A 26,083-nucleotide genomic window follows, 5' to 3' on the forward strand; every position below is an offset into this window, starting at 1 on the left:
TCCCGCCGCAATGTCGGCCGGGAGCCTTTTTCTTCCGGGAGAGATCTCGGAGTCTAGCCGCCCAGAGCCGCCTGCTCGGCAATGGCCGAGAGCACGCCGCGCACATCCAGCGTGCTGAACGGCTTTTCGAGGATTGGCGGCCGCTGCGGCGCCGGCAGCGCCTCGATCTCGCCTTTCGCGCCGATCAGATCGCCGGTGACAAGCACGAAGCGCTGCGCCAGACCCGGCAATTCGGCGAGTAGCTCGCGATAGGCGGCTATGCCGCTGGTGCCGGGCATGCGCAAATCGGAAAACACGATGTCCGGCGGCACATGGCCGCTCAGCGTCGCGGCGGCCGAGACCCAGGCCGGCACGATCCGCGACTTGATGCCCATCAACTCCAGAATGTCGGACAGCGACGCGGCGACATCCGGCTCATCGTCTATGATCAGCGCGTGACGCAAGCCGCTCGACCGCGACGGAGCTTCGCCGGCGGCGGCCGCGCCGGCCGCGATCGCCGGCAGCTGCACGACAAAACGCACACCTCTCGGCGAAACCTCCTCGAACCAGATATTGCCATTGTGCCGCTCGATGATCGATTTCGAGATCGACAGGCCGATGCCGGTACCGACACCGACCGGCTTGGTGGTGAAATAGGATTCGAATATGCGTGAACGTATCGCTTCCGGCACGCCTGGTCCGTTGTCCTCGACCGAGAACCCGGGATTGCCGCGGTCGCTGCGAAACGTCCGGACCTTGATTCGGCGGTCGCCGGCAACGCCGGCCAAGGCGTGCTGGCTGTTGATGAGGAAGTTGGCGGCCACCTGCGTCACGTGGTCGGCATCTGCCATGGCCAGCAGCGGGCCGCTGGCGAAATCGGTGTCGATGATGATGCCGCTCGACCGTGCGCCATAGGCGGTCACTTCGAGTGCGGCGCGGATCACCTGGTTGAGGTCGGTTTCGGCCTGTGCGGCCGGGTGCAGGCGGACCATCGACAGGAAGCTCTTGACGATACGGCCGCAGCGCTCGGCAGCGGCACGCACCTTTTCGGCGCGCACCTTTGTCTGCGGATCGGCGGCGAATTCATGCAGCAGCGTCGACTGGGCGACGACCACGGCCAGCGGGTTGTTGAGCTCGTGCGAAACGCCGGCAAGCAGCGAGCCCATCGCCGCCATCTTCTCGTTCTGGTGCAGTTTTTCGCGCTGGCGGTTGATTTCCTCCTCGGCGCGCAATCTGTCGCGCAGGTCGCGGATAGAGCCGAAGATCAGCTGGCGATCGGCGACCCGCATCTCGGTTGCCGTCAGCTCGATCGGAAAAACCTCGCCGGCGGCGTTCTGGGTGACCGTTTCGAGCCGCTGGCCGACCATCGGCGCGCCGCGGCCCGACATATATTCGGCGCCGGACGCATAGCCCTTGCGGTAATATTCCGGCACGACCGTGTCGAGCAGGTCCTTGCCCAGGATATCGCTGCGCCGATAGCCGAACATCTTCTCGGCGGCCGGATTGAATTCGATGATCGAGCCGGTCTCGTCGATGACGATGATGGCGTCGAGCGAGGCCTGCAGCATGGTGCGGCGAATGACGTCGCTGGCATGCGCGTCGGAGGGCGATCGTTCGATGGCATCGCCGATGGCGAGTGCCACCATGTGCAGCGCCGCCTCTTCCTGGTCGGTCCATTCGCGTTCGTTGACGCAGTCGTTGACCGCCAGCGTGCCCCACAAATTGCCGTGCGAAAAGACCGACACCGACAGGAACGACTTGATGTTCTGCTTTTCGAAATCGGTCCGCAGAAAGCCTTCGAGATCGCGTGTGTGCCCGGCGAATATCTTGCCTTGGCGCTCGTCCTCCGCCAGCCGTTCCAGCAATGGGTCCGAATCGACGACCGACTGCACGATGACGGTAGGCGATGCCAGTTCGCCGCCAAACCGGGGGGCGATCCAATAAGCGGCGACCGACTGGGCGAAACCCTGGCCGGGCAGTTCGCGCAGGCGAAACAGGATGCCGCGGTGACAATCCATGGCTTCGCAAAGCGTCTGGAGGATACCTTCCATCTCGCGCTGCCAATCGCCGGCTTCGCGCAGCCGGCGAACCACATGCACGGCCACCATCGCCGCGCCCTGCCTGGCGCCCTGCGTGTCCGCGCGTGCTGTTTCAGCCGTCATGGTCATTTCCTGGCCTTGGCTTGCTCAAGCCGCCAGGCCTCAGTTATTTTCACCGGCCGGCAGCGAGAAGATATAGCCTTCGCCGCGCACCGTGCGCAGGAATTTCGGGTTGGCCGGGTCCGCTTCGATCTTCTTTCTCAGCCGCATGATGCGGATGTCGACCGCGCGGGACGATTCCGGGTCCTCGACGAAACCGATCGCCTCGGAGATCGCTGCCCGCGTCAACAGCCGGTTGGCGCGCGTCAGGAACACCTCCAGGACGTCGAACTCGCTCTTGGCCATGTCGATGACCGCACCGTTGGCGCCGGTGACGAGCCTGCCGTCGAGATCGGCGTGAAAGGGTCCGAAGCTCACGGACCGGCGGCCGCCGGATGTCTCAGCCTTGGCCTTTTGTGGCTCGGTCGGCTCAGGAACGCGACGCAGCACGCTGCGCACCCTGGCCAGCACTTCGCGCAATTCGTAAGGCTTGACGATGTAATCGTCAGCGCCGAGCTCCAGTCCGACGATGCGGTCGAGCGCGGTACCGGCGGCCGTCGCATAGATGATGCCGATCGGCATTTTCGACCGCATCCAGCGGCCGAGCGACAGGCCGTCCTCGCCCGGCATGGCGATGTCGAGAATGGCCAGATGGAAGGACTGGGTTTCCAAAAGGTCGCGCGCCGCCGCCGCACTTTCGGCCGTGGCCACATCATAGCCGCTGGCGCCGAGATACTCGGCGACCGCATCCCTCAGATCGGGCTCGTCCTCGACGATGACAATTCGTGCCCGCACGATGCTTTCGCTCCCGCTTTCAGTGGAAAGTAGATTGGGTATAAACATGATGTCCAGCACTCTTCTTGGGTTGCCGTATGCGGGGTAGAAAAACATGGCTGCACGATCCGTTATCGCGCTTGTTTCCGTCGCTGAAGTAATTGCGACCGATCTCGCCGATCATCTCGAGCGGCGCGGTCATGACGTCCGCGCGGCGCGACAGCCGTGGGAGGCCGAATCGCTGCTTTCGGAAAAGGGTATCGATGTCGTGGTTGTCGGCGACAGCGTCAGCCAGGCGGAGGGGCGCGACCTGCTCAGGCGACATGGCGGCGAAGGTGGACCGGATTTCATCCTGATCTGCCGCCCGGCCGATCTGGTCGACAAGGTTCTGGCGCTCGAACTCGGCGCCGCCGACGTCGTCGAAAGCCCGCTCAATGTCAGGGAGCTTGCTGCTCGCGTTGGCGGCCTTCTGGCTCGGCGCGGCAGGAGCGCCGGGGAACTGATCGTGCTGGAGAACGCGACCGTCGATCTCCGATCGGCCATCGTCATGCACCGCTCGGGCACGGAAGAACAGCTGTCCCCCGGGCAGGTGGCGCTGCTCAGGCTGTTCCTGGCCAGCCCGCGCAAGGTGCTGACGCGGGACGACATCATCGCCGCCGCGCCCGCCGAAAATGCCGAAGCCTTCGACCGGTCGATCGATTCGCGCATCGTGCGGCTGCGCCGCAAGCTCGATACCGAAACCATCACCACCATACGGGGTGCGGGTTACCGGTTCGATCCGCCGACGCAATTCGCCGATTGAAGGCAGGACGGCCACCCTCTTGTCTTGAGCATCGGATTTTCCCAAAACCGGTTTCCACCTTGGGGTCCGATGCTCTTCAGCGCACCACGAGAAGCGACGGGCCGGACAGCATGTCACCGTTCGTGCTGACCTCGCCGGCATGGGCACGTTCCTTCAGCAGCACGGTGGCGAGGCCGGCAATGCCGAGCAGCCCCTGGACGTAAAGCAGCGCGGAAAGCACGGAAGCGGCGAATTTCGTTTTCATCCTGTTCGTTCCTCAAAATTGGAATTTACGGGCACTTCAGGGGAACCCCCGAAGCGCCCGCGCCGCCAGCGGAGCCCCCCGTTGCGGCGCGGGCCTTCGGTCCTCTCGGCTGCAAGTTGCCGGAGGCGCCGCGCATCCTCAACGGCCCTAAGCCGCCCCCGCCAGAGGGGCTTGAGCCGGTCGACGCGCAGGCTGGAAACTGTCCAGACCAATCCAGACCGTAGCGAAAACAGTGTTGGCTTCCGATCGTTCGTTGACCGCTGTTTTCGTTAGGTCAACTTTGCCTGTTCGCTGTATCCGGATCATGCCGCCGAGGCTGCGCTTTGTTGCAGCTCGGTTTCGGAGTCAGGTGAATTCCTATCAAACGAAAGGCAATCGCGTATTCGTGCCGCGGTTTGGCCGATCCGCCTAGGCAAACACGCCACCGTCATGACGACGTCGTGCAACTGCAAGCTGCTTTGCATGGACCTTTCTGTTAACCAGGGGAAACAGAATCGAAACACAAACGAGCATCTAGCGAAATCGGCTTGAAACATGACGCCCCGATAAGCCGGTCATCGAATTGAGCCGGCCCCGACCGGCAGAATAGGGGAGACATCATGTACACTGCCATTTCCGCCAAGCTCATCAACATTGCCGCCGCCGTCATCACCGGTACTGCCTTGCTTGTCAGTGCCGGCAACGGCGCAGCCCACGCCGCCGCCAACAAGATCGTCGCGCGGGTATCACTGTCACAGCAGACCATGGAAATCCTGGTCGACGGCCGGCCGACATTCGCCTGGAAGGTCTCGACCGGCGACAGGACGCACGTCACGCCGACCGGTTCGTTCAAGCCGACCCGCATGCATGAAATTTGGTATTCGAAGAAATACGACAACGCCCCGATGCCGCATTCGGTGTTCTTCAGCGGCGGCTACGCCGTACATGCGACAAGCGCCATCAAGCGCCTCGGCCAGCCAGCCTCGCATGGCTGCGTGCGTCTGCATCCGGACAACGCCGCCGATTTCTACCAGCTCGTCGAGGTCTTCGGCCCAGCCAACACCAGCATCGTCATCGTTAAATGAGCGATGCTGCTCTCGTCGCTCTCAAAAAAGGCCGGAAATTAGCGCAGCCTAATCCGGCATTACCGGCATCAGCTTCGGATCCGGCTTTTCGGCGTGATGCGGCAGGTCCTTGCTGGCGATGAAGGTGTAGAACATCGGCACCACGAACAGCGTGAACATGGTTCCGACCAGGATGCCGGTGAAGATCACCAGGCCCATCGAATAGCGTGCCGCGGCACCCGCGCCGCTGGAGATGATCAGCGGCACCACGCCGAGCGCCATCGCCGCCGTCGTCATCAGGATCGGCCGCAGCCGCACCCTGGCCGACGCGATGATCGCATCGCGCCGCCGCATGCCGTGCATTTCACGCTGCTGGTTGGCGAACTCGACCAGAAGGATGCCGTGCTTGGTGATCAGGCCGATCAGCGTGATCAAGCCGACCTGGGTGTAGATGTTGAGCGTGCCGAGCCCGACATTAAGCGGCACGATTGCGCCGAAGATCGACAGCGGCACCGCCATCATGATGATCAGCGGATCGCGGAAACTTTCGAATTGCGCCGCCAGCACCAGATAGATGACGAGCACCGCCGCCGCGAAGGCGATGATGATCGTGTAGCCCTGTTCCTTCTCCTGCCGCGATTGACCGGTATAGTCGATGAAGAAGGTGTCGGGCAGGCTTTGCTTGGCAATGTCCTCGATCGCCTGTAGCCCATCCCCGGTGGTGATGCCGGGCCGCGGCAAGGCAGAGATCGTCGCCGAGTTGAGCTGGTTGAACTGCTCGATGGCGGCCGGCGACGCGTTGGTCGAGATCTTCACCACCGCCGAGAGCGGCACCATCTCGCCCGATACGCTGCGCACGAAATACTCGCCCAGTTTTTCAGGGTTGTCGCGAAAGCTCTGCGGCACCTGCGGGATGATGTCGTAGCTGTTGGATTCGCGGTCGAATTGCGCCACTTCGGCGCCACCGACCAGGAGCGTCAGCGTCCGGCCGATGTCGGCTATCGGCAGGTTGAGCGCGGCGGCGCGGTCGCGGTCGATCGTCACCGTCACTTGCGGCGCGTCGAAGGTCATCGAATTCTGCACGACGATGAAGCGGCCGGAGGCCTGCGCCTTGTTCTTGATGTCTTCGGCCGCCTCGTACACCTGCGAGGCGTCGCCGGTCGAGCGCACGACCATCGTTATCGGCAGGCCGCCGCCGGAGCCGGGCAGCGTCGGCGGCGCGAAGACGAAAGCTTCGACGCCCGCCACCTTGCTCAGGCGGCCCGTAATGTCTTGCTGGATTTCCTTCGAGTTGCGCGTGCGGTCAGCCCAGTCCTTGAACGCAAAGCCGACGAAAGCGCTGTTCGTCTGGCCACCACCGAAGGCGACCGCGGAGAACTGTGCCCGCGTCTCAGGCAGATCCTTGACCAGGCCGAGTATCTGATTGACGTAGGTTTCGGTATAGTCCGACGTCGCGTACCGCGGCGCGGTCACCAGCGAAAGCAGGAAACCCTGGTCCTCTTCCGGCGCCAGTTCGCTCGCGGTCTTGGTGAACATGAAACCGGTCGTGGCGACCAGCGCGAGGACGATCATCAGCGTCACCGGGCGATAGTTCAACGAACCGGTGACGAGCCGCTCATAGATGTGTTCGACGCGCCCGAACGTATTGTCGACAATGCGCTGGAAGCGGCTGTGCGAGCCGGACCTCAGGATACGTGCCGACATCATCGGTGTGATGGTGAGGGCGACGACACCCGAAAGCACCACCGAGCCGGCAAGCGTCACCGCGAATTCGCGAAATAGTGCGCCTGTCAGGCCGCCGGTGAAGGCCAGCGGCGCGAACACGGCGGCCAATGTTATCGTCATGGCGACGACGGCGGACGAGATCTCGCGCATGCCGTTGAACGCCGCCTGCATCGGCGACAAGCCGTCTTCCTCCATGTGGCGGTGGATGTTTTCCACCACCACGATGGCATCGTCGACGACAAGTCCGATCGCCAGCACCATGGCCAGCAGCGACAAAAGATTGATCGAATAGCCCACCGAAAACAGCAGGAAACAGACACCGATCAGCGACAGCGGAATGGTCACGATCGGCATCAGCACCGAGCGGAACGAGCCGAGGAAGAGCAGGATAACAACGATGACGATGGCGACCGCCTCGCCGATGGTCTTGAACACCTCCTCGATCGACGCACTGATCTGCTCGGTTGAATCGTAGACGATCTCCATCGTCATGCCGAGCGGCAGCGTCTCCTGGATGGTCGGCACAATCTTGTGGATTGCCGCCGCGGTGGTCAGCGGATTGGCGGCCGGCGTCGGAAAGATAGCGAGAAAGATGCCGGGCTTGCCGTTGAAGCTGACCCTGGTGTCGGTGTTCGCCGCGGCGAGTTCGACGCGGGCCACGTCGCGCAATCTCACCACATTGCCGTCCTTCGACCGGAGTGGAAGGGCGGCGAAAGCCTCCGGGGTCTGCAGCGTAGAGCGAACGGTGATCGAAGAAACCACATATTCGTTTTCGGTGTCGCCGGGCGCGGAAAGGAAATTCGATTCGTTGATGGCGGCCAGCACTTCCGCCGCGGTCACGCCGCGCGCCGCCAGTTTGATCGGGTCGATCCAGACCCGCATCGAATATTCGGCTGCGCCGAAGATCTGCACGTCGGCGACGCCTTCGACCGTCGAGATACGCGGCCGCACGACGCGCTCGATATATTCGGTGAGCTGTTCCGGCGTCATGTTCGGGTTCTGCATCGAGATGTACATCATCGCGAACTGCTGGCCGGTGCCCTTGACGATCACCGGGTCTTTGGTTTCGTCCGGTAGATCGCCGCGAACGCTCTGAACCTTCGACAAGACTTCGTTCAGCGCGACGTCGGGGTCGGAGCCGAGCTTCATCTGCACTGTCACGGTGCTGGAGGACGGCCGGCTCGACGACGTGACATAATCGATGTTTTCGGTCGAAGCGACGGCACGCGCGATCGGCGCGGAAATGAACCCCTGGATCAGGTCGGCACTGGCGCCGGGATAGGCCGTGGTGATGGTGATGGCCGTTTCTTCAACCTCTGGATACTGCCGGATCGAAAGGTTGAAGATTCCCTGAAAACCCAGAAGCAGGATCATGCAGGCAAGCACGGTCGAAAGGACCAGGCGGCGGATGAAGAGGTCGGAAAAGCTCATTGCTGGGCTGCCTGCTGGTTCCCTGGCTTGCTCGGATCGATCGTGTTGTCGACGGCAACGGACATTCCGTTGGAGAGCCGGTTCTGGCCGGCGGTAACGACTTCGTCGCCGGGCGCGATGCCCTCCAGAATCTCGACCAGGCCGGCGTTGCGGCGGCCTGGCTTGACGAACACCTGGGCTAGCACGAGCTGCGGCTTCTGTTTTTCCGCTGCCGGCTTGGCTTCCTCTGCCGGTTTGGCTGGGGTAGCAGCCGGCTTTTCGTCGGGTTTTGCCGCGGGTGCTTCGGCTGCGGGCTTGGCAGCATCTGCAGCCGGCTTTTCTTCCGGCTTTGCCTCGGGCGCCGCGCCGTTGGCTTCGGCGGATTTGGCCGGCCGCACCACGAAGACGAAGTCGCCGTACAGGCTGGAAGTCAGCGCTGTCTGCGGCAGCGCCAGCACGTCGTTCTCCTCGGGCAGTTCGACGCGCACCTGGACGAACTGGCCGGGCGTCAGCTTGCCTTCGGGATTGCCGACCTCCGCCCTCACGGTCACCAGCCGGCTGGTCGGGTCGATCTTCGGATCGATGCCGCGGATGCTGCCGGTGAACGGCATGTCGCCGCCGCCGACGCCCAACCGCACCGTCTGTCCGATCTTCAGCTGCGGAAGCTGCTGCTCCGGCACGGTGAAATCGACACGCATCGTGTCCATGTCCTGCAAGGTCACCACGGCGGTGCCGGGTGTGAGATACTGGCCAAGGTCGATTTTCGGAATGCCGACGGTACCCTTGAAAGGGGCCGTCAACTGCTTTTGGTCGAGCACCGCTTGTAGCTTGTTTACCTGCGCGGCGGAGACCGATGCTGCTGCCTGCGCCGTGTCGAGCGTAGCATCGGTGCCGACCCCGCGCTTCTGCAGCTCAAGAGCGCGCATCAGCGTGGTCTGGTCGGATGTGGCTTGCGCCTTCGACGCCACGAGGTCGGCTCGCTCGACTTCATCGTCGAGCTGCAGCAGCACGGCGTTGGCGGCGACCTTTTGATTGGCATGGAACAGGATGTCCTTGACGATGCCCGCGGTTTCGACGGTGAGGTCGACACCGCGTACGGCACTGACAGTGCCGATCGCCTCGATGCCGGGCGTCCATGACATCGGTTTGACGATGACCGTCGACACGGTCGCGGCCGGCGGCTTCATGGTGGCGAAGAACTGTTTGATCGCATTGTCGCGAAACAGGTTGAAGCCGACGATGCCGCCGCACACCAGCACGAGCAGAATGAAGGCGATGATGAAGCGCTTGATCACGAACAGTCCCTCGGCCACGGCCCAGCATAACGGTCGGATGACCGGAACACATACCTGTGCCTGGTCCCAATTTCAAATGACGGCGATCTTACTGTACCGTCTGGACGGTCTTGTCAATTCCGCCTAAGCTGATGAATGGGGAACGCTTGATGAAGGCCCGCAGAGCAAATTCGCGCGAGAAGATCCTCGCCGCCGCCGCCGCCGTGGCGCGCGAGACGGGTCCTGGCAGCCTGTCGCTGGATGCGGTCGCCAGCCGTGCCGGCGTGTCGAAGGGCGGTCTTCTCTACAATTTCCCGACCAAGGCGAAATTGATGCAGGCGCTGGTGGAGGATTACCTGCGCGCCTTCGAGCAGGCCCTGGAGTCCGCCCGCACGGCCGGCGTCAACGGCGAAAGCCCGCTTGCAACTTACATCAAGCTGTCGGCCGAGCATGCCGAGGAATCGAAACCGTCGGCATCCTGGATATTTTCGGCGATTGCCGAGGATCCCGATTTCCTGACACCGATAAAATCGTTCAGGCGGCAGCTGTTCGAGCGGCTGAAGCAGGAGACGCCGAACCTCAAAGCGCTACTGGTCTGCTATCTCGCCATCGAAGGGCTTCGCAGCATGAACCTGTTCGATTCGGACATTCTCTCCGCCGAAGAGCGCCGGCTGCTGATATCGACCCTGCTGGACATCGCGGAATAGTCGAACCGCCAATCTGCGGTTCTGAGGCCGATTAATGGCGGCGTTCGTTCACCTGTGTCAAAATACGGGCTAGCACGTCGAAACCACGCCATCCCGCTTTCCGAAAATCGGTTCCGATTTTCGGGCCGATGCGCTAGAGCCTTTCGGGATTGAACCGAGCTGCCTTCAACCCGGAAAGGCTCCCACCGCTGCCCATGCCCCATCTTCCCGAGCATCTTCTCACCGGCTACCGCAGTTTCATGAGCGGCCGCTATCTCACCGAAAGCGGCCGTTATCGCTCGCTGGCGCGAGAGGGCCAGGCACCGGAAACGATGATCGTCGCCTGCTGCGATTCGCGGGCCGCGCCCGAAGCGATCTTCGATGCCGGGCCGGGCGAGCTGTTCGTGCTGCGCAATGTCGGCAATCTGGTGCCACCCTATGCGCCAGACGATCAGTTCCACTCGACATCGGCGGCGCTCGAATTTGCCGTGCAGAGCCTCAAGGTCAAGAACATCGTGGTGATGGGCCACGGCCGCTGCGGCGGCATCCGCGCGGCACTCGACACCACGGCCGCACCCTTGTCGCCGGGCGATTTCATCGGCAAGTGGATGAGCCTGATCGCGCCCGCGGCCGAGACCGTATCGTCCAGCACCTTCATGACCGCGACCGAGCGCCAGACGGCGCTGGAGCGCATCTCGATCCGGTATTCCATCGCCAATCTGCGTACCTTCCCTTGTGTTTCGATCCTCGAAGGCAAGGGGCGACTGTCGCTGCACGGTGCCTGGTTCGACATTTCGACCGGCGAGCTTTGGGTGATGAACAAGGAAACCGGCGATTTCGAGCGGCCGGAGACGGAGTAGGAGACGAGGCATGGTGCGAGCTCGGATCGCGTTCGCGGCGGCGGCACTGCTGTGCCCGATAACTGTCGCCCGCGCCGACGATAGCGCGATCATCGACCGCTGGTATTCGGCACTGCTGATCGCCGACCGCACCGAATTGTCGGACCTGCTCGCCGACAACGTCCGCATCAAGCTCGACGACCTCGGCGTCGTGCAAAGCAAGCAGGAATTCATCGCCTCGATCGCCGAGTGGCAGGGCGCCGTCGCCGGGGCCGAAATCCGCCATCGGATCGAGAAATCGGAGGGTGGCGTCACCACTGTGATCGCATGCTATGATTTTCCCAGCAACGACATGCTGATGCAGGAGACCTTTGCAGTCGCCAACGACCAGATCACCGCCAGTTCGCAAGCCGCGATCGCCGAAAACTGCGACGGCTACTGACGGAACCATGAACGGGACCCGCTGTTGCGCGCAACGGGCCGGCGCCTTACATCGGTGACGATCCGCTTCTCCCGCCTTCCTCAGCGAAAGTTTGCCCATGCCGTCCACCGTCGACCTCGCCGCCCATCCGCTGACCGCATGGCAAGGGCCGCTCGGCCTGCCCGATTTCACGCGCATCGGCGACGGCGATTTTTCTCCGGTCTTCGACGCGGCCCTGAAGGCGCATGAGGCCGAGATCGAGGCGATTGCCGGCAACACCGGGACGCCGACGATCGAAAACACGCTTGCCTCGCTCGAGCTTGCCGGCGAGGCGCTCGACCATGTCTCCTCGATCTTCTGGTGCCGCGCCGGCGCCCACACCAATGAGGCGATCCAGGCGCTGGAGCGCGACATCTCGCCAAAAATGTCGCGGCATTACTCGGCGATTTCGATGAACGAGCGACTGTTTGCCCGCATCGACGATCTCTATCAGCGCCGCGAGGCTTTGAAGCTCGATGCCGAAACGCTGCGGGTGCTGGAAAAGACCTGGAAAAACTTCGTCCGCTCCGGCGCCAGGCTCGACGCCGAAGGCAAGAAGCGGCTGGCCTCGATCAACGAGGAATTGTCGTCGCTCGGCACCAATTTCGGCCAGAACGTGCTTGCCGACGAGCGCGACTGGGCGTTGTTCCTCGACGAGGCCGACCTGGCCGGCCTGCCGGAATTCCTGAAAAGCTCGATGGCGGAAGCCGCCGAGATGCGCGGCCAGAAGGGCCGCTACGCCGTCACTTTGTCGCGTTCGATCTACGAGCCGTTCTCGACCTTCTCAGAACGCCGCGACCTGCGCGAGACGGCGTTCCGCGCCTTCATCATGCGTGGTCAGAATGGCGGCGCTACCGACAACACGGAAGTGGTGCGCGACATGCTGCGCCTGCGCGCCGAGAAGGCGAAGCTGCTCGGCTATGCTTCCTACGCCGCATTGAAGCTCGACGACACCATGGCCAAGACGCCGGAGGCGGTGCACGCGCTGCTCGATCCGGTCTGGGAAAAGGCGGTGGAAAAGGCCGCAAGCGACCAGGCCGAATTGCAGCGGCTGGCGGTCGAGGCCGGCAGCAACGAGAAATTCGCTGCCTGGGACTGGCGCTTCTATCAGGAGAAGCTGCGTGCAGAGAAATTCGCCTTCGACGAGGCCGAGCTGAAGCCGTATCTGCAGCTAGACCGCATCATCGACGCCTGTTTCGACGTGGCAACACGATTGTTCGGCATTTCTTTCGAAGAAAAGAAGGGCATTGCCACCTGGCATCCGGACGCTCGCGTTTTCGTCGTGAAGAATGCCGACGGCAGCGAGCGCGGCCTGTTCCTCGCCGACTATTTCGCGCGGCCTTCGAAGCGCTCCGGCGCCTGGATGAGCGCGCTGAAATCCGGCTACAAGCTTGGCGATGGCTCCAAGCCGGTCATCTACAACATCATGAATTTCGCCAAGCCGCCGGCCGGCGAGGCAGCCTTGCTGTCGGTCGACGAGGCCAAGACCCTGTTCCACGAATTCGGTCACGCGCTGCACGGCATGCTGACCGACGTTACCTGGCCATCGGTCGCTGGCACCTCGGTCAGCCGCGATTTCGTCGAGCTGCCCTCGCAGCTCTACGAACACTGGCTGACGGTGCCGGCGGTACTGGAAAAGCATGCGCTGCATATTAAGACCGGCAAGCCGATGCCAAAGGCGCTGGTCGACAAGATGCTGGCGGCGCGCACCTTCGGCGCCGGCTTCGCCACCGTCGAGTTCACCGCCTCGGCCTTGGTCGACATGGCCTACCACGCCCGGCCGGATGCACCGGAACAGGCGCTTCGTTTCGAAGCCGAGACGCTCGAAAAGCTCGACATGCCTGACACCATTGCCATGCGTCACCGCACCCCGCATTTCGGCCATATCTTCGCCGGCGATGGCTATTCTGCCGGCTATTACTCCTACATGTGGTCGGAAGTGCTCGACGCCGACGCGTTCGCCGCCTTCGAGGAAACAGGCGATCCCTTCAATCCGGCGCTGGCCGAGCGGCTGCGCAAGAACATCTACGCCGCCGGCGGTTCAAAGGACCCGGAAGAACTCTACACCGCCTTCCGCGGCAAGATGCCTTCCCCGGAAGCGATGATGGCCAAGCGCGGGCTGGTGTGATGCATGCCCGCTCTTGTCACCGTTCTCTTTCCATCCTGATTGATCTCGGCTGTCATGGCGGCGGGTTGCGCACCGCCTGATCCGGTTTCCGCCGGTCCCGTTCGGCCTCGTTGGCTGCGGCCGCGTCGTTGAGGTGACCGCACTTAATGCGGTCTCCATCGTTCCGGCCGAAGGAGCCGCGTTCATGGCGGCGCTACGGGCTGTGCGGGGTTAGGCAACGACAGCTTGCCCGCTATGCTGATCGGCCGCTGCCGCATCCGGACCGCGCCTTGCGACGACCGCTACGGAAACTCTCTGTCGCGAACTGGCAGCCCCGCCAATGGAAGGCGGGGCTGGTAAGTTTGATTGTCCCGGCAAGCTTTTTTGCCAGGGCGATTGGCCTAGGCAGGCACAAAGCCAAAATAGGCTTTGTAGGAAGCCCCATCGCCGGAAATCAGGGGCGTTTCCACCTTGAACCCAATCCCGCTGAAGGTGGTATTGTTCGTGCGTGCCGCGAGCAACACCATCTGTTTTGCGGAGATGGTTACTGTCGCGCTCCCGATCCTGTCATCGCCCCAATCGAAGAGATCGCTGATGGCGCCGCCGATCGATGGCATCAAGGATCCCAGGGCCGGGCCGGCTATCGCGGCAATGATAGGTCCTGCCACCGGAATGAGGCCCAAAGCGAGCGTGCCCGCCGTATGGACGCCCATGACGATCTTCTGCACCTCGTCCTTGTATTTGTTGGGGTCGCCGAAATCGTTTTCCATCAGCACCGTGCCGATATTGATGCCGTAAGGCTTGCCTCGATAGATTTCCATAAGGTCGGGTCTTGTATCTCCGGCATCGACGTCGCCATAGACCTGGCTGCGCTTGGTGTCGGCGATCTGCGGCGTTGTCACGCTGACGATGACATAGGGTTCGTCCGCACTCGATCCCTGATCCCAGTCGGTCTCGCCGAAGCAATGGAGGCCGGTATAGTGGACGACGACATCTCGAAGGTCGATCGCGCCGGTGTCGGGCCACCAGTATATGCCGCCGTTTTCAAACAGATTGGCCCGGCCACCATCGGCAAATTCGGTCTCGTCGGTCGTGGGATATCCCAGATATGACTGTTCCCAGCCCAGGCTCTCCCACTTCTTGCGGATGTCACCGTACACCACGTTGGCTCCTGTGTTCGGTGTCCAGTAGATCGAGCCGGCATTGGCAAAATGGTTGTAGCGCCCGACGCCGTCGGGAGTTCCGGTTTCGTCGGTGACCGGATAGCCGAGAACCGAGCGCTCCCAGCCCATTGCTGCCCATTTGCCGCGAATTGCCCCCCAAATCGCTTGAGCACCGGTATTCGGTGTCCAGTAGATCGAAGCGGTATTGTTGTTGAAGTGATTGTATCGGCCGACGCCGTCGGGAGTTCCGGTTTCGTCGGTGCAGGGAATGCCCCATGCGAGACCGCCAAGCGCAATCCACTTCCTGTAGATTTCGCCATGGATCTCAAAGGCGTCGTGCATGGCATCGTTGTAACAAATGCATGAGCCGTTCTTGAGATACCAGGCTTTTCCAGTGTCCTTCCTGTCGATCTCGGCGAAGCCGGCGCCTCCAAGGGAGTTGTACTTTTGCTGTATGACAGCTTCGGGCGAGAGGAGCGACCAAGGCCCGATCCTGAGCTGGTCGGAAAGTCTTGTGGCTCCAGCGCGGATGGTGCCGGCACGCACTCTCGAAGTTGCTCTGGCAGTATACGGCATGACCTTTTCCTTCCTGTGAGTGTTGGTATCGGGGGCTTCAGGCCTCCGGCGATCGGTTTTGATCGACGGGCCGAGATTCCCAGACCGCGACTTACGGACGGCTTACAGAGTTCCGAGCTGCGCCAGAGCAATTCCAGGAAAAGTGTGGAACGGTTTTCCGTCCGGAATTGCGCAAAAATAAAGAGATAGAGCGGTTCGGCGTTTCGGTGAAACGATGGCCGGTCTAGAGAAGCGGGCGCACGAGCGAACGCAGCAAAGGCGAGGGCTCGTCATCGCCGGTCGAAGCGAGCGCGCGTTCATAGCGCCGGTAATCCTCGATGGCGCCGGCATGGTCGTTTCTGGAGAGGCTCTCCTGGATGAGCGTGCCATGGAGTTTGGCCGATTCCGGGTAGAAATCGAGCGCACGCCGGCACGCTTGGCGTGCCCGATCTGCGTTGCCTTGGCTCTGCCAGTGTTTGGCGACCCGCACGGCAAGCTCGACCAACCCGTCCCGCACCCGGTCGGCCGCGGCGTTCGACCAGGCGGGCGTCGGGCCATTCGAGAAAAGCGGGCCGACAAAGCCTTCCAGCAGTCTCTCCTGCTCCTCGATTGCGCTGTCTCTTTGGCCCGACAGAACGGGTTTCAGCCGGTCTTCCCAATCCTGCAGATCGATCCAGACCTTGTCGGCAGCGAGCCGCAAAGGGCCCTCTCTCAGCGTTACGAGCTCGCCTTGCCCGAGCAATTTGCGCAGACGATGCAGCGCCTGCTCCAAGGCCGCTTTGGCCTGGTCGCCGTCGAGGTCGGGCCAGAGCCAATCCTGCAGGGTTTCCACCGAACAGACCTGATCCCTCGACAGGCAGATAATGCGCAATATGTCGAGAGCGCGGGTAGGTTTGGCACCGGGCGCGACCTCGGCACCATCGATCTCGAGGCGGAAGCCTCCCATCAAGTGGATCCTGAGCGGCCAAGGCCACTGGACGGGTCGGCCAGCGGGCGGGACCAGATATCGCGCCCGAACGACGCGGCGGCAGAGATCGACGTCGATCTTTCGCTCCAGCGCATCGGCGACCAGATCGGCCAATAGGTCCGGCAGGTTGAGCAGGATTGCGGAGGGGTTGACCTGGCGCAACACCTCCATGAATTCAGCCAGACGAGTGCCATAGGACGCGCCGCCTTTCCACTTCTGCTCCAGGGCCCGAGCGGCCAGAATGTTGAGTTCGACCCGCTGGCGAGGGCCGCCGCTCAGCCTTTCGACGATCTCCTGGAGTAGCGCAATGGCCTCCGCTGGACGCCGATCGGCCAGCAGGACCTGGTATTTGGTGACGTAATGCGGCCAGCGTTCGATCATCGGCTCATTCGCCCGCTCGATCGCATCCATGAAGGCATCGCAGTCGAGATAAGCCTTGACGAAGTCGCCGTTGCGCGTGTGCATCGCCGCGTGGCAGTCGGCGACTACAGCGACCTGGGTTGTGAACCTGCTGTCCGCGATCTCGCCCAGCCGGGAGACGAGCGCATTGAATTCCGAGAACCTGTTGTGGAGCTTCATCAGCAATTGAAGCTGATAGAGGGCGCTGAACTCGACGCCCCGCAAGGCGTGCTGCTCGCCTATCGCCGTTGCGCGTCGCAACGCATCCTCGGCCGAGGCATAGACAAATCCGCGCCGCGAATAGGGGAAGTAACGGCCGCTGGCCGAGCCAAAGGACACCAGCCACATGCCGAGCACTAGCGGCGGGATATCCGGATGTTCGAGATCGGCGGCAACGCTGTCCACGGCATTGGCAAAAATGTCGCGCTGCCCCGACGAGGTCGCGTAGTCGATGAGCGCTTCGCTTGCCAGCAGGCGCAACTCGACCGAATCCTCGATCGGCAGATGTGTCAGGCGCTGCTGGATATCATTCACGAGGCGCTTCGCGTCATGGGCGTCGAATTCGCCAGGTTCGGCGAAATCGACGGCCCGCAGGATGCCGAGCCTGACCATCATGAGTTCCTCCGGATCCAACTCCGGCAATCCCCTGGCAAGAAGCTGTGAGGCTCGGCGCGTCCAATCCGCCAGCCCCTCATGCGTACGCCAACTGGCGGTCTTGACTACGACCGCTCGCGCGACCGTCAGGCATTGGCCGCGCATGTCGGTGTTCTCGAATGCTTGCCATGCCTTGGAGAAGTGCGGTTCGGCCTTCGCATCGTCCGATGCGAAGGCGACGCCCAGCCAATAATGGACCCACCCGTCCATCTGCTCGGGGGGCAGCCTGTTGCACCATTCGACGAAGCTGGCCCTGCGCCCTTGCGTGAGAACGCCGTTAGCGCACTCCAGAATGAGCTGGCGTGCCAGCGGCCAGGCGCCCGCCTGCAACGCCAGCACGATTGCCGCGTCGGTTTTGTCTGCCTCGTGCAGGACCTTTGCTGCCTGCTCGCGCAGCCTGGAACGGTCCGCTTCCGTCACGCGCCGGTCCAGTAGGCCGGCAAGGTATTCGCGCAACAAGTCATGCAGCTGGAAGGCGGCGCCGCCCGGACCGTCGCGCGTGATCAGCAGCTGGCGATGCTGCAGCCGCACCAGCAGGCGAGCAGCCTGCGGCGAGCCCAGGAACGCATCGGCAAGCTCCGTGCTGATCTCCGGCAGAACGTTGAGCCTGATAAGCAGATCCTGGTCCTCCGGCGCGATGTCGCGCAGGAAATAACGTCCGACAATCTCCCGAAGGCCGGCGCCCCCGGCAAGGCCGGTCTGCGAAAGCGGGTAGTACATTCCGGCGTTGGCCAGCAGGAGAAGGCCCACCGCCCAGCCGCGCGCCTCCGAAATGTCGCCGACCTCGGACGGCGATTGCGAGCGGGCGGTGACGAGGTTGCGAGCCTCCCCAGGCGAAAACTCCAGCAGCGTTTGGTTGAGCACCGGCAACTGTCCCGACAGCACGAGGTCGGCGACGTCGCCCTCAGGCAGCATCCGCGATGTGCAGATGCAGCGGACAGTGTTGGGGCGTTCGCGCAACAGGATCGCCAGCGTCCGGCGAAAGCCTGGCGCATCGGCACGATGCAGATCGTCGAGGACCAGGATCGTGCCCGGATCAAGCCGCGAGAAATAGGTGCGGAAGAACAGCCGCGCGAAATCGTCGGAATTGTCGGCATATTCCGGACCAAAGACCGGCATGCCGGCATGCCTGCCGTCGAGCGACAGCGTCAGATAGTGGAAAAGGCGCGCAACGTCCTGGTCCTCGGTGTCGACCCGATACCAGTTGTACGCCGATTCGCCTTGCTTCAGCCCGCCTTGTTCCAGCCCGCCGTGTTCCAGCCCGCCGTGTTCCAGAAAGTCGATCACCGCGGTGGTCTTGCCGTATCCACCAGGCGCCGCCAGCCAGCATGCACCGCTGTCGAGGGCCTGCGAAAGCAGCGCCACTACGCGCGCACGGCTGACAATTCCCACTGGCCGGGGTGCCGAGAGCTTTGCTATCTCGCGCGGCGCGTCCCGGAAGTATTTATCCATTGTGAGGACTCTCGCAGCGCAGTCGCCTCGCCAAAACAGGTAATCGGTTCGCCCGCAACAACAAATCGCCGGCCGGCGTTGTGCTCGCCTGACGTGCCGTTCTCGCCGGCAAGGTCGCGGTTATCCCTTGTGCGACATGATATGCGAAACCCCGACACTCACGTCGGCGGTGTGTCTTGCCATCACTGCGTTCATTCGCATTGCAATCGCCGCATAGCCGTTTCGTTCGTGGTCGGTAACTTCCGAGGGCTTGAAGAGCCAAGGAAGGGGTGCAACCTGCGCGTCGGCGAAATTGGCCGGCAGGTTCGATGGCAAGGCCTTTTTCCCTAAAGGCAGCTCTAGCCCAAGGTCGCTAAATTCCTCCTCGAGACTGGCGTGCAGATGAGAAAGGACCACATAGATCGCCAGCTTTGATCTAGTCCTTTCTGTGTTGTTTTGGTTGTACTCTTGAAGAACCTCATCGAACGATGGCGCTACGTCGCTTTCCGCAGCGGTAGCTCGTGTTGCAACAGCACCGGCCAGGGCAGTCGCTGCCATTCCTGTAAGACCTACAAAATCACGCCTTGTCGTGCTGGTCATGGTGAATTCCCCTCGGTTTTGAAGACGGACCAAGTCTGGCAAGGACGAGGCGCAGTGGCAATAGGCCGCATACGCTACTGGTGTAGAGGGTCTTTACGTCGCCGATGTGAATCCACCCGGCAACGATAGTGCCAAGCCGCCAGCAGGCCTGCAATGCGTTCGCGAGCTTCGTCTGAGAGACGCCGCGAATCCAAGGAGGATTTCCTTGGAATTCATCCAGGCAAAGGGTCGGAAAAAATCCGCTGGTGGAGCTGAGGAGGATCGAACTCCTGACCTCGTCATTGCGAACGACGCGCTCTCCCAGCTGAGCTACAGCCCCGTCCAGCGGATGGGGCTTTTATCGGCCGCTGCGGTTTCCTGTCAAGGCTGCGCTTGCTGCCGAAATGCCGCTCGGCCGTTCGTGCGCCCTCGCCCATGCGGCAGAAGGCGGCTCTTGCCGCTTTCACCTACAGTGGCTACATGTCGGCAACAATCGGAGACCGGCATGATCGCCCTCATTCAGACCATTGTCATGGCGCTTGACCTTTACTGGTGGATCATCATCGCCTCGGCGATATTTTCCTGGCTCTACGCCTTCAACGTCGTCAACTCCCGCAACCAGTTCGTCGACACCATCAGCAACATGCTCTATCGGCTGACCGAGCCGGCGCTGCGGCCGATCCGCCGCTTCATGCCCGACCTCGGCGGCATCGACATCTCGCCGATCATCCTGCTGCTGATCCTGTTCTTCATCCGGCAGTTCCTGCTCACCACCGTGCTTTCGCTGGTCGTCTGAGCCCAGGGCGTCGATGAGTGCGCCGTTCCGCACGCGCGCCGACGGCATCGACCTGTTTGTCCGGCTGACGCCGAAATCAGCGATGGACAGGCTGGAAGGCATCGAAACATCGGCGGATGGACGAAGCCATCTGAAGGCTCGCGTCCGCGCCGTGCCGGAAAACGGAGCCGCCAATCGAGCGCTGGAAAGGCTGGTAGCCAAGGCGCTTGGCGTGCCGGCATCGGGCGTCTCGATCGCTGCCGGCGGCACAGCTCGGCTGAAGACGCTGCGCGTGCTTGGCGATCCCGCGGCGCTGGCGAAACGCATCGATACGCTGGGCACACCTGCGCCATGATCTCGGCTGGCTCACTTACCCGCAAAAAAAGGCCGGGCTGCAAAGCCCGGCCAGATGTGAAGGTCGAAAACCTTCAGAGGGGAACGCGCCGGACGAATGGGAGGAAACATCCGACGCGCATTGCATATGGGTTGGCGTCGGCGACGTTTCAATGAGGTCGGAGGAAAGCTCAATGACCACTACTCGAGTTCTATTCTTCGATGTTCTGGGAACCGTCGTTGACTGGCGCAGCGGTATCGCAAGAGAGGCCGGCGCCTTCCTCGCGCGAGTTGGTGCAGAGCAGGTCGATCCCGGTGAATTCGCCGATGCGTGGGCGTCGCGCTATGACGCCTCGACCGAGGCGGTGCGGACGGGGCACCGGCCTTTCGTGTCACTTGACGTGATCAACAGGGAGAATCTGGACGCCACCCTCGTCCAGTTCGGGCTGGCCCCGTCCGAGCTGCCGACCGCCGAACTTGAGGAACTCAACCTCGCCTGGCACCGGCTGGAGCCGTGGCCCGATTCGCTGAAAGGCCTTGCGAGGCTAAGGGAGCGCTTCATCATCGCGCCCTTGTCGGGAGGCAATACCCGGCTGTTGCTGGATATGGCCAAGCGCGCCGGCCTGCCTTGGGACACCGTCCTTGGCTCGGATGTGTTCGGCACCTACAAGCCTGCGCCGCAGGCTTATCTCCGCGCAGTGGAGATCCTGGGGGTGCGACCTGCGGAGGCCGTGTTAATCGCCGCGCACAATGACGACCTGGCCGCGGCACGAAGGTGCGGTATCGGAACCGCCTTTGTTGCTCGGCCAAAAGAGCATGGCCCGGCGCAGACGACCGATCTCTCGCCTCTTGAGAGCTGGGACTTTGTGGCCGACGACCTTGTCCATCTCGCCCAAGTTCTCCCGTAGGCCGAGGGCAGAAAACCTAAGCGATGTCGTCGCGAATGCAGGCCTTCAGATGGCCCTCGGCTGTCGCCCTCAGCGGCGGTACAGCCCCGGCGCAAGCTTCCAGCGCGAACGGGCAACGGGTTCGGAAAACGCAGCCCGACGGCGGGTTTGCCGGGCTTGGAATATCGCCTTTGAGCACCTGCCGGCTTTGCCTGGCCAGCGGATCGAGCGACGGAATGGCTGACAGCAGCGCGCGCGTGTAGGGATGCTGCGGCCGGGCATAAAGCTCGGCCGCCGGCGCAACCTCCATGATGCGCCCGAGATAGAGCACGATGACCATGTCGCAGATGTACTCGACGACAGCCAGATCGTGCGAAATGAACAGCATGGTCAGGCCGAGCCGGAGCTGCAGGTCGCGCAACAAATTGATGATTTGCGCCTGGATCGAGACGTCGAGTGCCGAGACCGGCTCGTCGGCAACGATGAATTCCGGCTCGAGCGTCAGCGCCCGGGCGATGCCGATGCGCTGGCGCTGGCCGCCCGAAAATTCATGGGCGTAACGGTCATAGGCGTCGACCGGCAATTCGACCGCGGCAAGTGCCTTCTCGGCCTTCGCCCGCCGCTCGGACTTCTTGCCGATGCCTTGAATGTCCAGGCCCTCGGTGAGGATCTGCCCGATCGTCATGCGCGGCGACAGGCTGGCGAAGGGATCCTGGAAAATATACTGCATCTTGCGGCGCTGGCGGCGCAACTGGGCGGCACCCAGCCTGGTGATGTCGGTGCCGTTATAGTTGATTTGGCCGGATGTCGGCTCGATCAGACGCAGCACCGAGCGGCCGATCGTCGTCTTGCCGGAGCCGGATTCGCCGACCAGGCCGACCACCTGCCCACGCCCGATATCGAAGGAAATATCCTCCAACGCCCTTACGACGGGTCCGCGCGAGAACGCTGTCGGCGCAAAATGCTTGGTCAGGTTTTTGACCGAAAGGAAAGGGGCGTCGGCCATCAGAGCTCCTCCCAGCGCAGGCAGCGGCTTTGCTGGGTCGGCGTCGCCCCAAACAATGGCGGGACCGCGGCGCGGCAGGCAGCGATAGCCATCGGGCAACGCGGCGCGAAGGAACAGCCCTTGGGCAGCAAGGCGAGCGACGGAACATTTCCGGCAATGGTCGGCAGCGGCGTTCCCGCCGCCTTCAGCGCCGTGGCCTGGCCGAGCCGCGGCACCGAGCGCATCAACCCTGCCGTATAGGGATGACGCGGACGGGCGAACACTTCGCTCACCGGACCTGTTTCGACGATACGCCCGGCATACATCACCACCACCCGGTCGGCGATTTCGGCGACGACGCCGAGATTGTGGGTGACGAACAGGATGCCCATGCCGCGCTGCGCCTGCAGGTCGGCCAAAAGATCGAGGATCTGGGCCTGGATGGTGACGTCCAATGCGGTTGTCGGCTCGTCGGCGATCAGCAAACCAGGATCGCAGGACAGGGCCATGGCAATGGTGGCGCGCTGGCGCATCCCGCCCGAAAGTTCGTGCGGATATTGCCGCGCCCGCCGCTTCGGATCGGGAATGCCGACCTGTTCCAGCAGCCGCACCGCATCTGCTTCTGCCTCGCGGTGCGATTTGCCGAGATGGATGCGGATCGGTTCGGCGATCTGCTCGCCAATCGTGTAGACCGGGTTGAGGCTGGTCATCGGCTCCTGGAACACCATGCCGATCTCGTTGCCGCGTATCTTGCGCAGCGACTCGGCATCGAGGCTGGTCAGCTCGGTGACCGTGCCGTTCTTGCGCCGCAGCGCGATCGACCCCTCGGCGATATGTCCGACCCTCTTCGGCAACAGGCCGATGATCGACAGGCTAGTGACGGATTTGCCGGATCCGGATTCGCCGACAAGCGCCACCGTCTCGCCGGAGCCGATCGTCAGGTCGACATCCCTTACCGCCGCGATGTCGCGCCCCGCGATGCGGAACACCGCGCGCAGGCCGGAAATCGAGAGGATCGGCATGGCGCTCAGCGGAGCAGCCCCACATCGCGAAGGATCATGTCGATCTTTGCGGTTTCCTCGTCGTTCAGGCTGCGTTGCGGCCGCGCCATGGTGTTCGAGGCGATGATGCCGAGGCTCTTCATCGCCGCCTTGAAGGCGCCGACGCCGGCCGAGCCGGCGCTTGTCCTGCCGAGCGAGATCCAGACGATCTCGAACAGTTTCAGCAACCGCTCCTGCTCGAGGCGGGCTTCGGCATGCTGGCCCGCCTGCGTCAGCTTCCACAGCCTGACATAACCATGCGGGTCGACATTGGCGAGCCCCGGCACGACGCCGTGCGCACCCATCGCCAGCACGCTGTCGACCAGGATCTCGGAGCCGGTCATGCCGAAGAAGCCGGGGTCGTCGGCCATGTCCTTGAGTACGTAACGCAGATTGCCGTCATCGCCGCTGGAATCCTTGATACCCGCGATGGCGCCTTCCCTGGCGAGGCCGACCGTGGTCTTGCGCTCCAGCTTGACGTGGACACAGACCGGGATGTCGTAGGCGATGACCGGAATGTCGAGCGCATCCTTGATATAGCGGAAGTGGTCGCCGATCTCCGGCTGGCTGGTGCGGGTATAAAACGGCGCGGTGACGACGATGGCGTCGGCGCCGGCCGATCTGGCGATGCGGGCGTGGTTGATGACGCGGTCGGTCGTCGGGTCGATGACCCCGGCGAAGATCGGAACCCGGCCGTTATTGACCTTGACCGCGTGCTCGAGGACGGCCCTGCGGCCCGCCTCGTCGTGGAAGACCACCTCGCTGGTCGAGCCGAGCACGAACAGCCCGTGAACACCACCGTCGAGCAGGTTCTCGATGGTGCGGGTGAACGACGGAAAGTCGATGCTGAAATCGGCATTGAGCGGGGTGACGACAGGTGGCACGACGCCGGTAAACAGGGGCATTTTGATGAACCTTTGAGGTCAGTTGAGATCGGAGCGGGGGTCGAATGCGTCGCGCAGGCCGTCGCCGATGAAATTGATGGCGAGCACGGTGAGCACCAGTGCGGCGCCCGGGAACATCCATTGCCAGGGGTAATTTTCAAGCACCACGGTGGAGCGGGCGAGATTGAGCATGTTGCCCCAGCTGGCTTCGGGCGGTGCGATGCCGAGGCCGAGGAAGGACAGGCCGGCCTCGAGCAGGATGGCGTTGGCGATCTGCAAGGTGGCGTAGACGACCAGGATATCGATGCAATTGGGCAGGCCATGCCGGAACAGCAGATGCGGCAGCCCCGCGCCCATGCCGCGGGCGGCAACGACGAAATCGCGCTCGCGCAGTTCGAGCAGCCGGGCGCGCACCATGCGCGACAGCACCGGCCAGGAGAGCAGCGAGATCACCAGGATGGTCGGGGCGATGCCGGTGCCGGCGATCGAAGCCAGCACCAGCAGGAAGATCACCGGCGGCAGCGTCATCGCCAGGTCGACCAGGCGCATCACCGTGCCGTCGACAAGACGCCCGCCAAAGCTGGCGACGGCACCGACCAGGAAGCCGATGACCGTGGAGATGGCGACCGAGTTGACGGCAACCAGCAATGAGATCCGCCCGCCTTGCAGCAGCCGGGCCATGACGTCGCGCCCGACGCCGTCGCTGCCCAGCCAATGAATGGCCGACGGCGCCTTGTTCATTGCTCGGAGGTCGATGGTGTTAGGACCGAACGGCCACCACAAAGGATACGTCGAAACCGCCAGCAGGATCGGGATGACGATCAAAAGCCCGGCACGCGCCGCGCGGTTTTCAAAAAAGCGGTCGAGCGCGCGGCGAAGCGGGCCTTTGGTTTGCGGCACGGCTGTCGGGTCAACTGTAGGATCTGGCGCCGTGATTGCCATCATGCCACCTGAATGCGCGGGTCGACGACGGCATAGACAACGTCGGTCAAGAGGTTGACCAGGATGACGCAAACGCCGATCACCAGGGTAGCGCCCATGATCACCGGGTAATCGCGGGTGCCGACGGCGTTGACCAGAAGCAGTCCCATGCCCGGCCAGTTGAACACGCTTTCCAGGAAGATGGCGCCGCCGATGGCGATGCCGACAGTTGAGCCGATCAAGGTAATGACCGGCAAGAGCGCGTTGCGGGTTGCATGCTTGATGATAACCCAGAACTCGCGCACGCCCTTGGCGCGCGCCGTCCGCACGTAATCCTGGTTGAGCACTTCCAGCAGCGAGGCGCGCATGTAACGCATAATCAGCGCGGCATGGCCGACGGACAGCAGGCAGGCGGGCAGGACGAGGTGCGCAAGCACATCCGTCGCCGAGAACGGCGCACCCGCGGTCTGCATGCCGCCGGACGGCGCCCAGCGCAGCAGCACCGAGAAGAAATAGAGACCGAGCAGCGCTGTCAGAAAAGCCGGGCTGGAGATACCGATAAACGACAGCACCGACAGCGCGATGTCGGATGGTTCGTTACGGCGCACCGCGCTGAAAATGCCGGCGGAAATGCCGAGCACGATGGCGATCGCCAGGCCCGTACCCATCAGCAGCGCCGTCGGGCCGATGCGTTTCATGACCAGTGGCAGCACGGCAACGCCGCTGCGCTGGATCGAATAGCCGAAGTCACCGCTCAGCGCCGCGCGCAGCCAGGCGAGATATTGCACGGGAAGCGGCCGATCGAGCCCGAGCCGTTCGCGCAGGCCCTCGAGGTCGGAAGCCGACATGGGGACCGATGGGTTGATATAGGCGTCGATCGGATCGCCCGGCGCCAGCCGCAACAGGATGAAGATGAGGACGCTGAGCGCGACCAGCATCAGCAGTCCTGTGGCGCTGCGGCGGGCGATGAAGCTCAACATGGGCTTTCCGTGGCGGTGGCAGGCGGCGCCAAAGTGGTCCCGCCTGCTC

The 26,083-nt window shown here is 63.0% G+C and carries 22 protein-coding genes and 1 tRNA gene; 9 read left to right on the forward strand and 14 right to left on the reverse strand.

The features are described from left to right. Window positions 1-53: 53 nt before the first annotated feature. Entirely contained in the window at window positions 54-2,141 is a 2,088-nt protein-coding gene (locus NKI41_RS14750) for a PAS domain S-box protein (protein WP_352683696.1), read from the reverse strand. A gap of 39 nt (window positions 2,142-2,180) precedes the next feature. Continuing rightward, window positions 2,181-2,960: a response regulator gene (locus tag NKI41_RS14755; RefSeq protein WP_352470719.1), complete on the reverse strand. Its 780-nt coding sequence runs from the start codon at window positions 2,958-2,960 to the stop codon at window positions 2,181-2,183. 46 nt (window positions 2,961-3,006) lie between these two features. On the opposite strand from NKI41_RS14755, the gene NKI41_RS14760 reads away from it, so the two are divergent. Further along, the gene (locus NKI41_RS14760) at window positions 3,007-3,693 is read left to right on the forward strand and encodes a response regulator transcription factor (RefSeq protein WP_292663715.1); all 687 of its coding nucleotides are present in this window, start codon (window positions 3,007-3,009) and stop codon (window positions 3,691-3,693) included. Between the two features lie 76 nt (window positions 3,694-3,769). Here the strand turns inward: NKI41_RS14760 and NKI41_RS14765 are convergent, their stop codons facing one another. Beyond that, the gene (locus NKI41_RS14765; RefSeq protein ID WP_352470720.1) at window positions 3,770-3,937 is read right to left on the reverse strand and encodes a hypothetical protein; all 168 of its coding nucleotides are present in this window, start codon (window positions 3,935-3,937) and stop codon (window positions 3,770-3,772) included. A gap of 599 nt (window positions 3,938-4,536) precedes the next feature. Between NKI41_RS14765 and NKI41_RS14770 the strand changes: the two genes are divergently transcribed. Beyond that, window positions 4,537-5,001 (forward strand): L,D-transpeptidase, encoded by a 465-nt coding sequence (locus NKI41_RS14770; RefSeq protein WP_352470721.1) that lies wholly within the window; start codon window positions 4,537-4,539, stop codon window positions 4,999-5,001. A gap of 48 nt (window positions 5,002-5,049) precedes the next feature. Here the strand turns inward: NKI41_RS14770 and NKI41_RS14775 are convergent, their stop codons facing one another. Both NKI41_RS14775 and NKI41_RS14780 read right to left on the reverse strand, forming a co-directional pair. Further along, on the reverse strand, window positions 5,050-8,136 hold the full coding sequence (locus NKI41_RS14775; RefSeq protein ID WP_352683699.1) for an efflux RND transporter permease subunit: 3,087 nt from the start codon (window positions 8,134-8,136) through the stop codon (window positions 5,050-5,052). Further along, window positions 8,133-9,410: an efflux RND transporter periplasmic adaptor subunit gene (locus NKI41_RS14780; protein ID WP_502895634.1), complete on the reverse strand. Its 1,278-nt coding sequence runs from the start codon at window positions 9,408-9,410 to the stop codon at window positions 8,133-8,135. Before NKI41_RS14780 ends, NKI41_RS14775 begins: the two co-directional genes overlap by 4 nt. 149 nt (window positions 9,411-9,559) lie before the next feature. Between NKI41_RS14780 and NKI41_RS14785 the strand changes: the two genes are divergently transcribed. From NKI41_RS14785 to NKI41_RS14800, 4 genes are all read left to right on the forward strand, one after another. Continuing rightward, a complete protein-coding gene (locus NKI41_RS14785) occupies window positions 9,560-10,096 on the forward strand; it encodes a TetR/AcrR family transcriptional regulator (protein WP_352683701.1) in 537 nt (178 codons plus the stop codon). Window positions 10,097-10,290: 194 nt separating this feature from the next. Further along, window positions 10,291-10,935 (forward strand): carbonic anhydrase, encoded by a 645-nt coding sequence (locus NKI41_RS14790; protein ID WP_352451260.1) that lies wholly within the window; start codon window positions 10,291-10,293, stop codon window positions 10,933-10,935. A gap of 10 nt (window positions 10,936-10,945) precedes the next feature. Beyond that, window positions 10,946-11,356, forward strand: a complete 411-nt coding sequence (locus NKI41_RS14795) for a nuclear transport factor 2 family protein (RefSeq protein WP_352683703.1) — start codon at window positions 10,946-10,948, stop codon at window positions 11,354-11,356. Window positions 11,357-11,447: 91 nt separating this feature from the next. Beyond that, complete coding sequence (locus tag NKI41_RS14800; protein WP_352683705.1) at window positions 11,448-13,502, forward strand: M3 family metallopeptidase; 2,055 nt, start codon at window positions 11,448-11,450, stop codon at window positions 13,500-13,502. A gap of 380 nt (window positions 13,503-13,882) precedes the next feature. Here NKI41_RS14800 and NKI41_RS14805 read toward each other — a convergent pair whose 3' ends face one another. The 4 genes from NKI41_RS14805 to NKI41_RS14820 all read right to left on the reverse strand — a co-directional run bounded on the left by NKI41_RS14805 (window position 13,883) and on the right by NKI41_RS14820 (window position 19,569). Beyond that, window positions 13,883-15,220, reverse strand: a complete 1,338-nt coding sequence (locus NKI41_RS14805) for an LGFP repeat-containing protein (protein WP_352540887.1) — start codon at window positions 15,218-15,220, stop codon at window positions 13,883-13,885. A gap of 223 nt (window positions 15,221-15,443) precedes the next feature. Continuing rightward, entirely contained in the window at window positions 15,444-18,671 is a 3,228-nt protein-coding gene (locus tag NKI41_RS14810) for an AfsR/SARP family transcriptional regulator (RefSeq protein ID WP_352683708.1), read from the reverse strand. Window positions 18,672-18,791: 120 nt separating this feature from the next. After that, entirely contained in the window at window positions 18,792-19,250 is a 459-nt protein-coding gene (locus NKI41_RS14815; RefSeq protein WP_352683710.1) for a hypothetical protein, read from the reverse strand. A 243-nt stretch (window positions 19,251-19,493) separates the two neighbouring features. Next, window positions 19,494-19,569, reverse strand: a tRNA-Ala gene (locus NKI41_RS14820). Window positions 19,570-19,734: 165 nt separating this feature from the next. Here NKI41_RS14820 and NKI41_RS14825 point away from each other — a divergent pair. The 3 genes from NKI41_RS14825 to NKI41_RS14835 all read left to right on the forward strand — a co-directional run bounded on the left by NKI41_RS14825 (window position 19,735) and on the right by NKI41_RS14835 (window position 21,245). Further along, complete coding sequence (locus NKI41_RS14825; RefSeq protein ID WP_023678162.1) at window positions 19,735-20,025, forward strand: YggT family protein; 291 nt, start codon at window positions 19,735-19,737, stop codon at window positions 20,023-20,025. A 13-nt stretch (window positions 20,026-20,038) separates the two neighbouring features. After that, window positions 20,039-20,359: a DUF167 family protein gene (locus tag NKI41_RS14830; protein WP_352470731.1), complete on the forward strand. Its 321-nt coding sequence runs from the start codon at window positions 20,039-20,041 to the stop codon at window positions 20,357-20,359. A gap of 172 nt (window positions 20,360-20,531) precedes the next feature. Further along, the gene (locus NKI41_RS14835; RefSeq protein WP_352683712.1) at window positions 20,532-21,245 is read left to right on the forward strand and encodes a haloacid dehalogenase type II; all 714 of its coding nucleotides are present in this window, start codon (window positions 20,532-20,534) and stop codon (window positions 21,243-21,245) included. 16 nt (window positions 21,246-21,261) lie between these two features. Here the strand turns inward: NKI41_RS14835 and NKI41_RS14840 are convergent, their stop codons facing one another. Genes NKI41_RS14840 through NKI41_RS14860 form a run of 5 tightly spaced genes read right to left on the reverse strand, consistent with a single transcriptional unit; the run spans window position 21,262 to window position 26,034 of the window. Continuing rightward, window positions 21,262-22,230, reverse strand: coding sequence for an ABC transporter ATP-binding protein (locus NKI41_RS14840; RefSeq protein WP_352683714.1), 969 nt, complete (start codon window positions 22,228-22,230; stop codon window positions 21,262-21,264). Beyond that, complete coding sequence (locus NKI41_RS14845; RefSeq protein ID WP_352683765.1) at window positions 22,230-23,240, reverse strand: ABC transporter ATP-binding protein; 1,011 nt, start codon at window positions 23,238-23,240, stop codon at window positions 22,230-22,232. The genes NKI41_RS14840 and NKI41_RS14845 overlap by 1 nt, the downstream gene beginning before the upstream one ends. Next, window positions 23,237-24,154, reverse strand: a complete 918-nt coding sequence (locus tag NKI41_RS14850) for a dihydrodipicolinate synthase family protein (RefSeq protein ID WP_352683716.1) — start codon at window positions 24,152-24,154, stop codon at window positions 23,237-23,239. Before NKI41_RS14850 ends, NKI41_RS14845 begins: the two co-directional genes overlap by 4 nt. An 18-nt stretch (window positions 24,155-24,172) precedes the next feature. Next, window positions 24,173-25,078 carry an ABC transporter permease gene (locus NKI41_RS14855; RefSeq protein ID WP_502901208.1) on the reverse strand — a complete coding sequence of 302 codons (906 nt, stop codon included), beginning with the start codon at window positions 25,076-25,078 and terminating at the stop codon, window positions 24,173-24,175. Then, entirely contained in the window at window positions 25,075-26,034 is a 960-nt protein-coding gene (locus NKI41_RS14860) for an ABC transporter permease (RefSeq protein WP_352683720.1), read from the reverse strand. The genes NKI41_RS14855 and NKI41_RS14860 overlap by 4 nt, the downstream gene beginning before the upstream one ends. Window positions 26,035-26,083 lie beyond the last annotated feature (49 nt).

The organism is Mesorhizobium sp. M0601 (genome assembly GCF_040320845.1).
Lineage (GTDB): Bacteria > Pseudomonadota > Alphaproteobacteria > Rhizobiales > Rhizobiaceae > Mesorhizobium.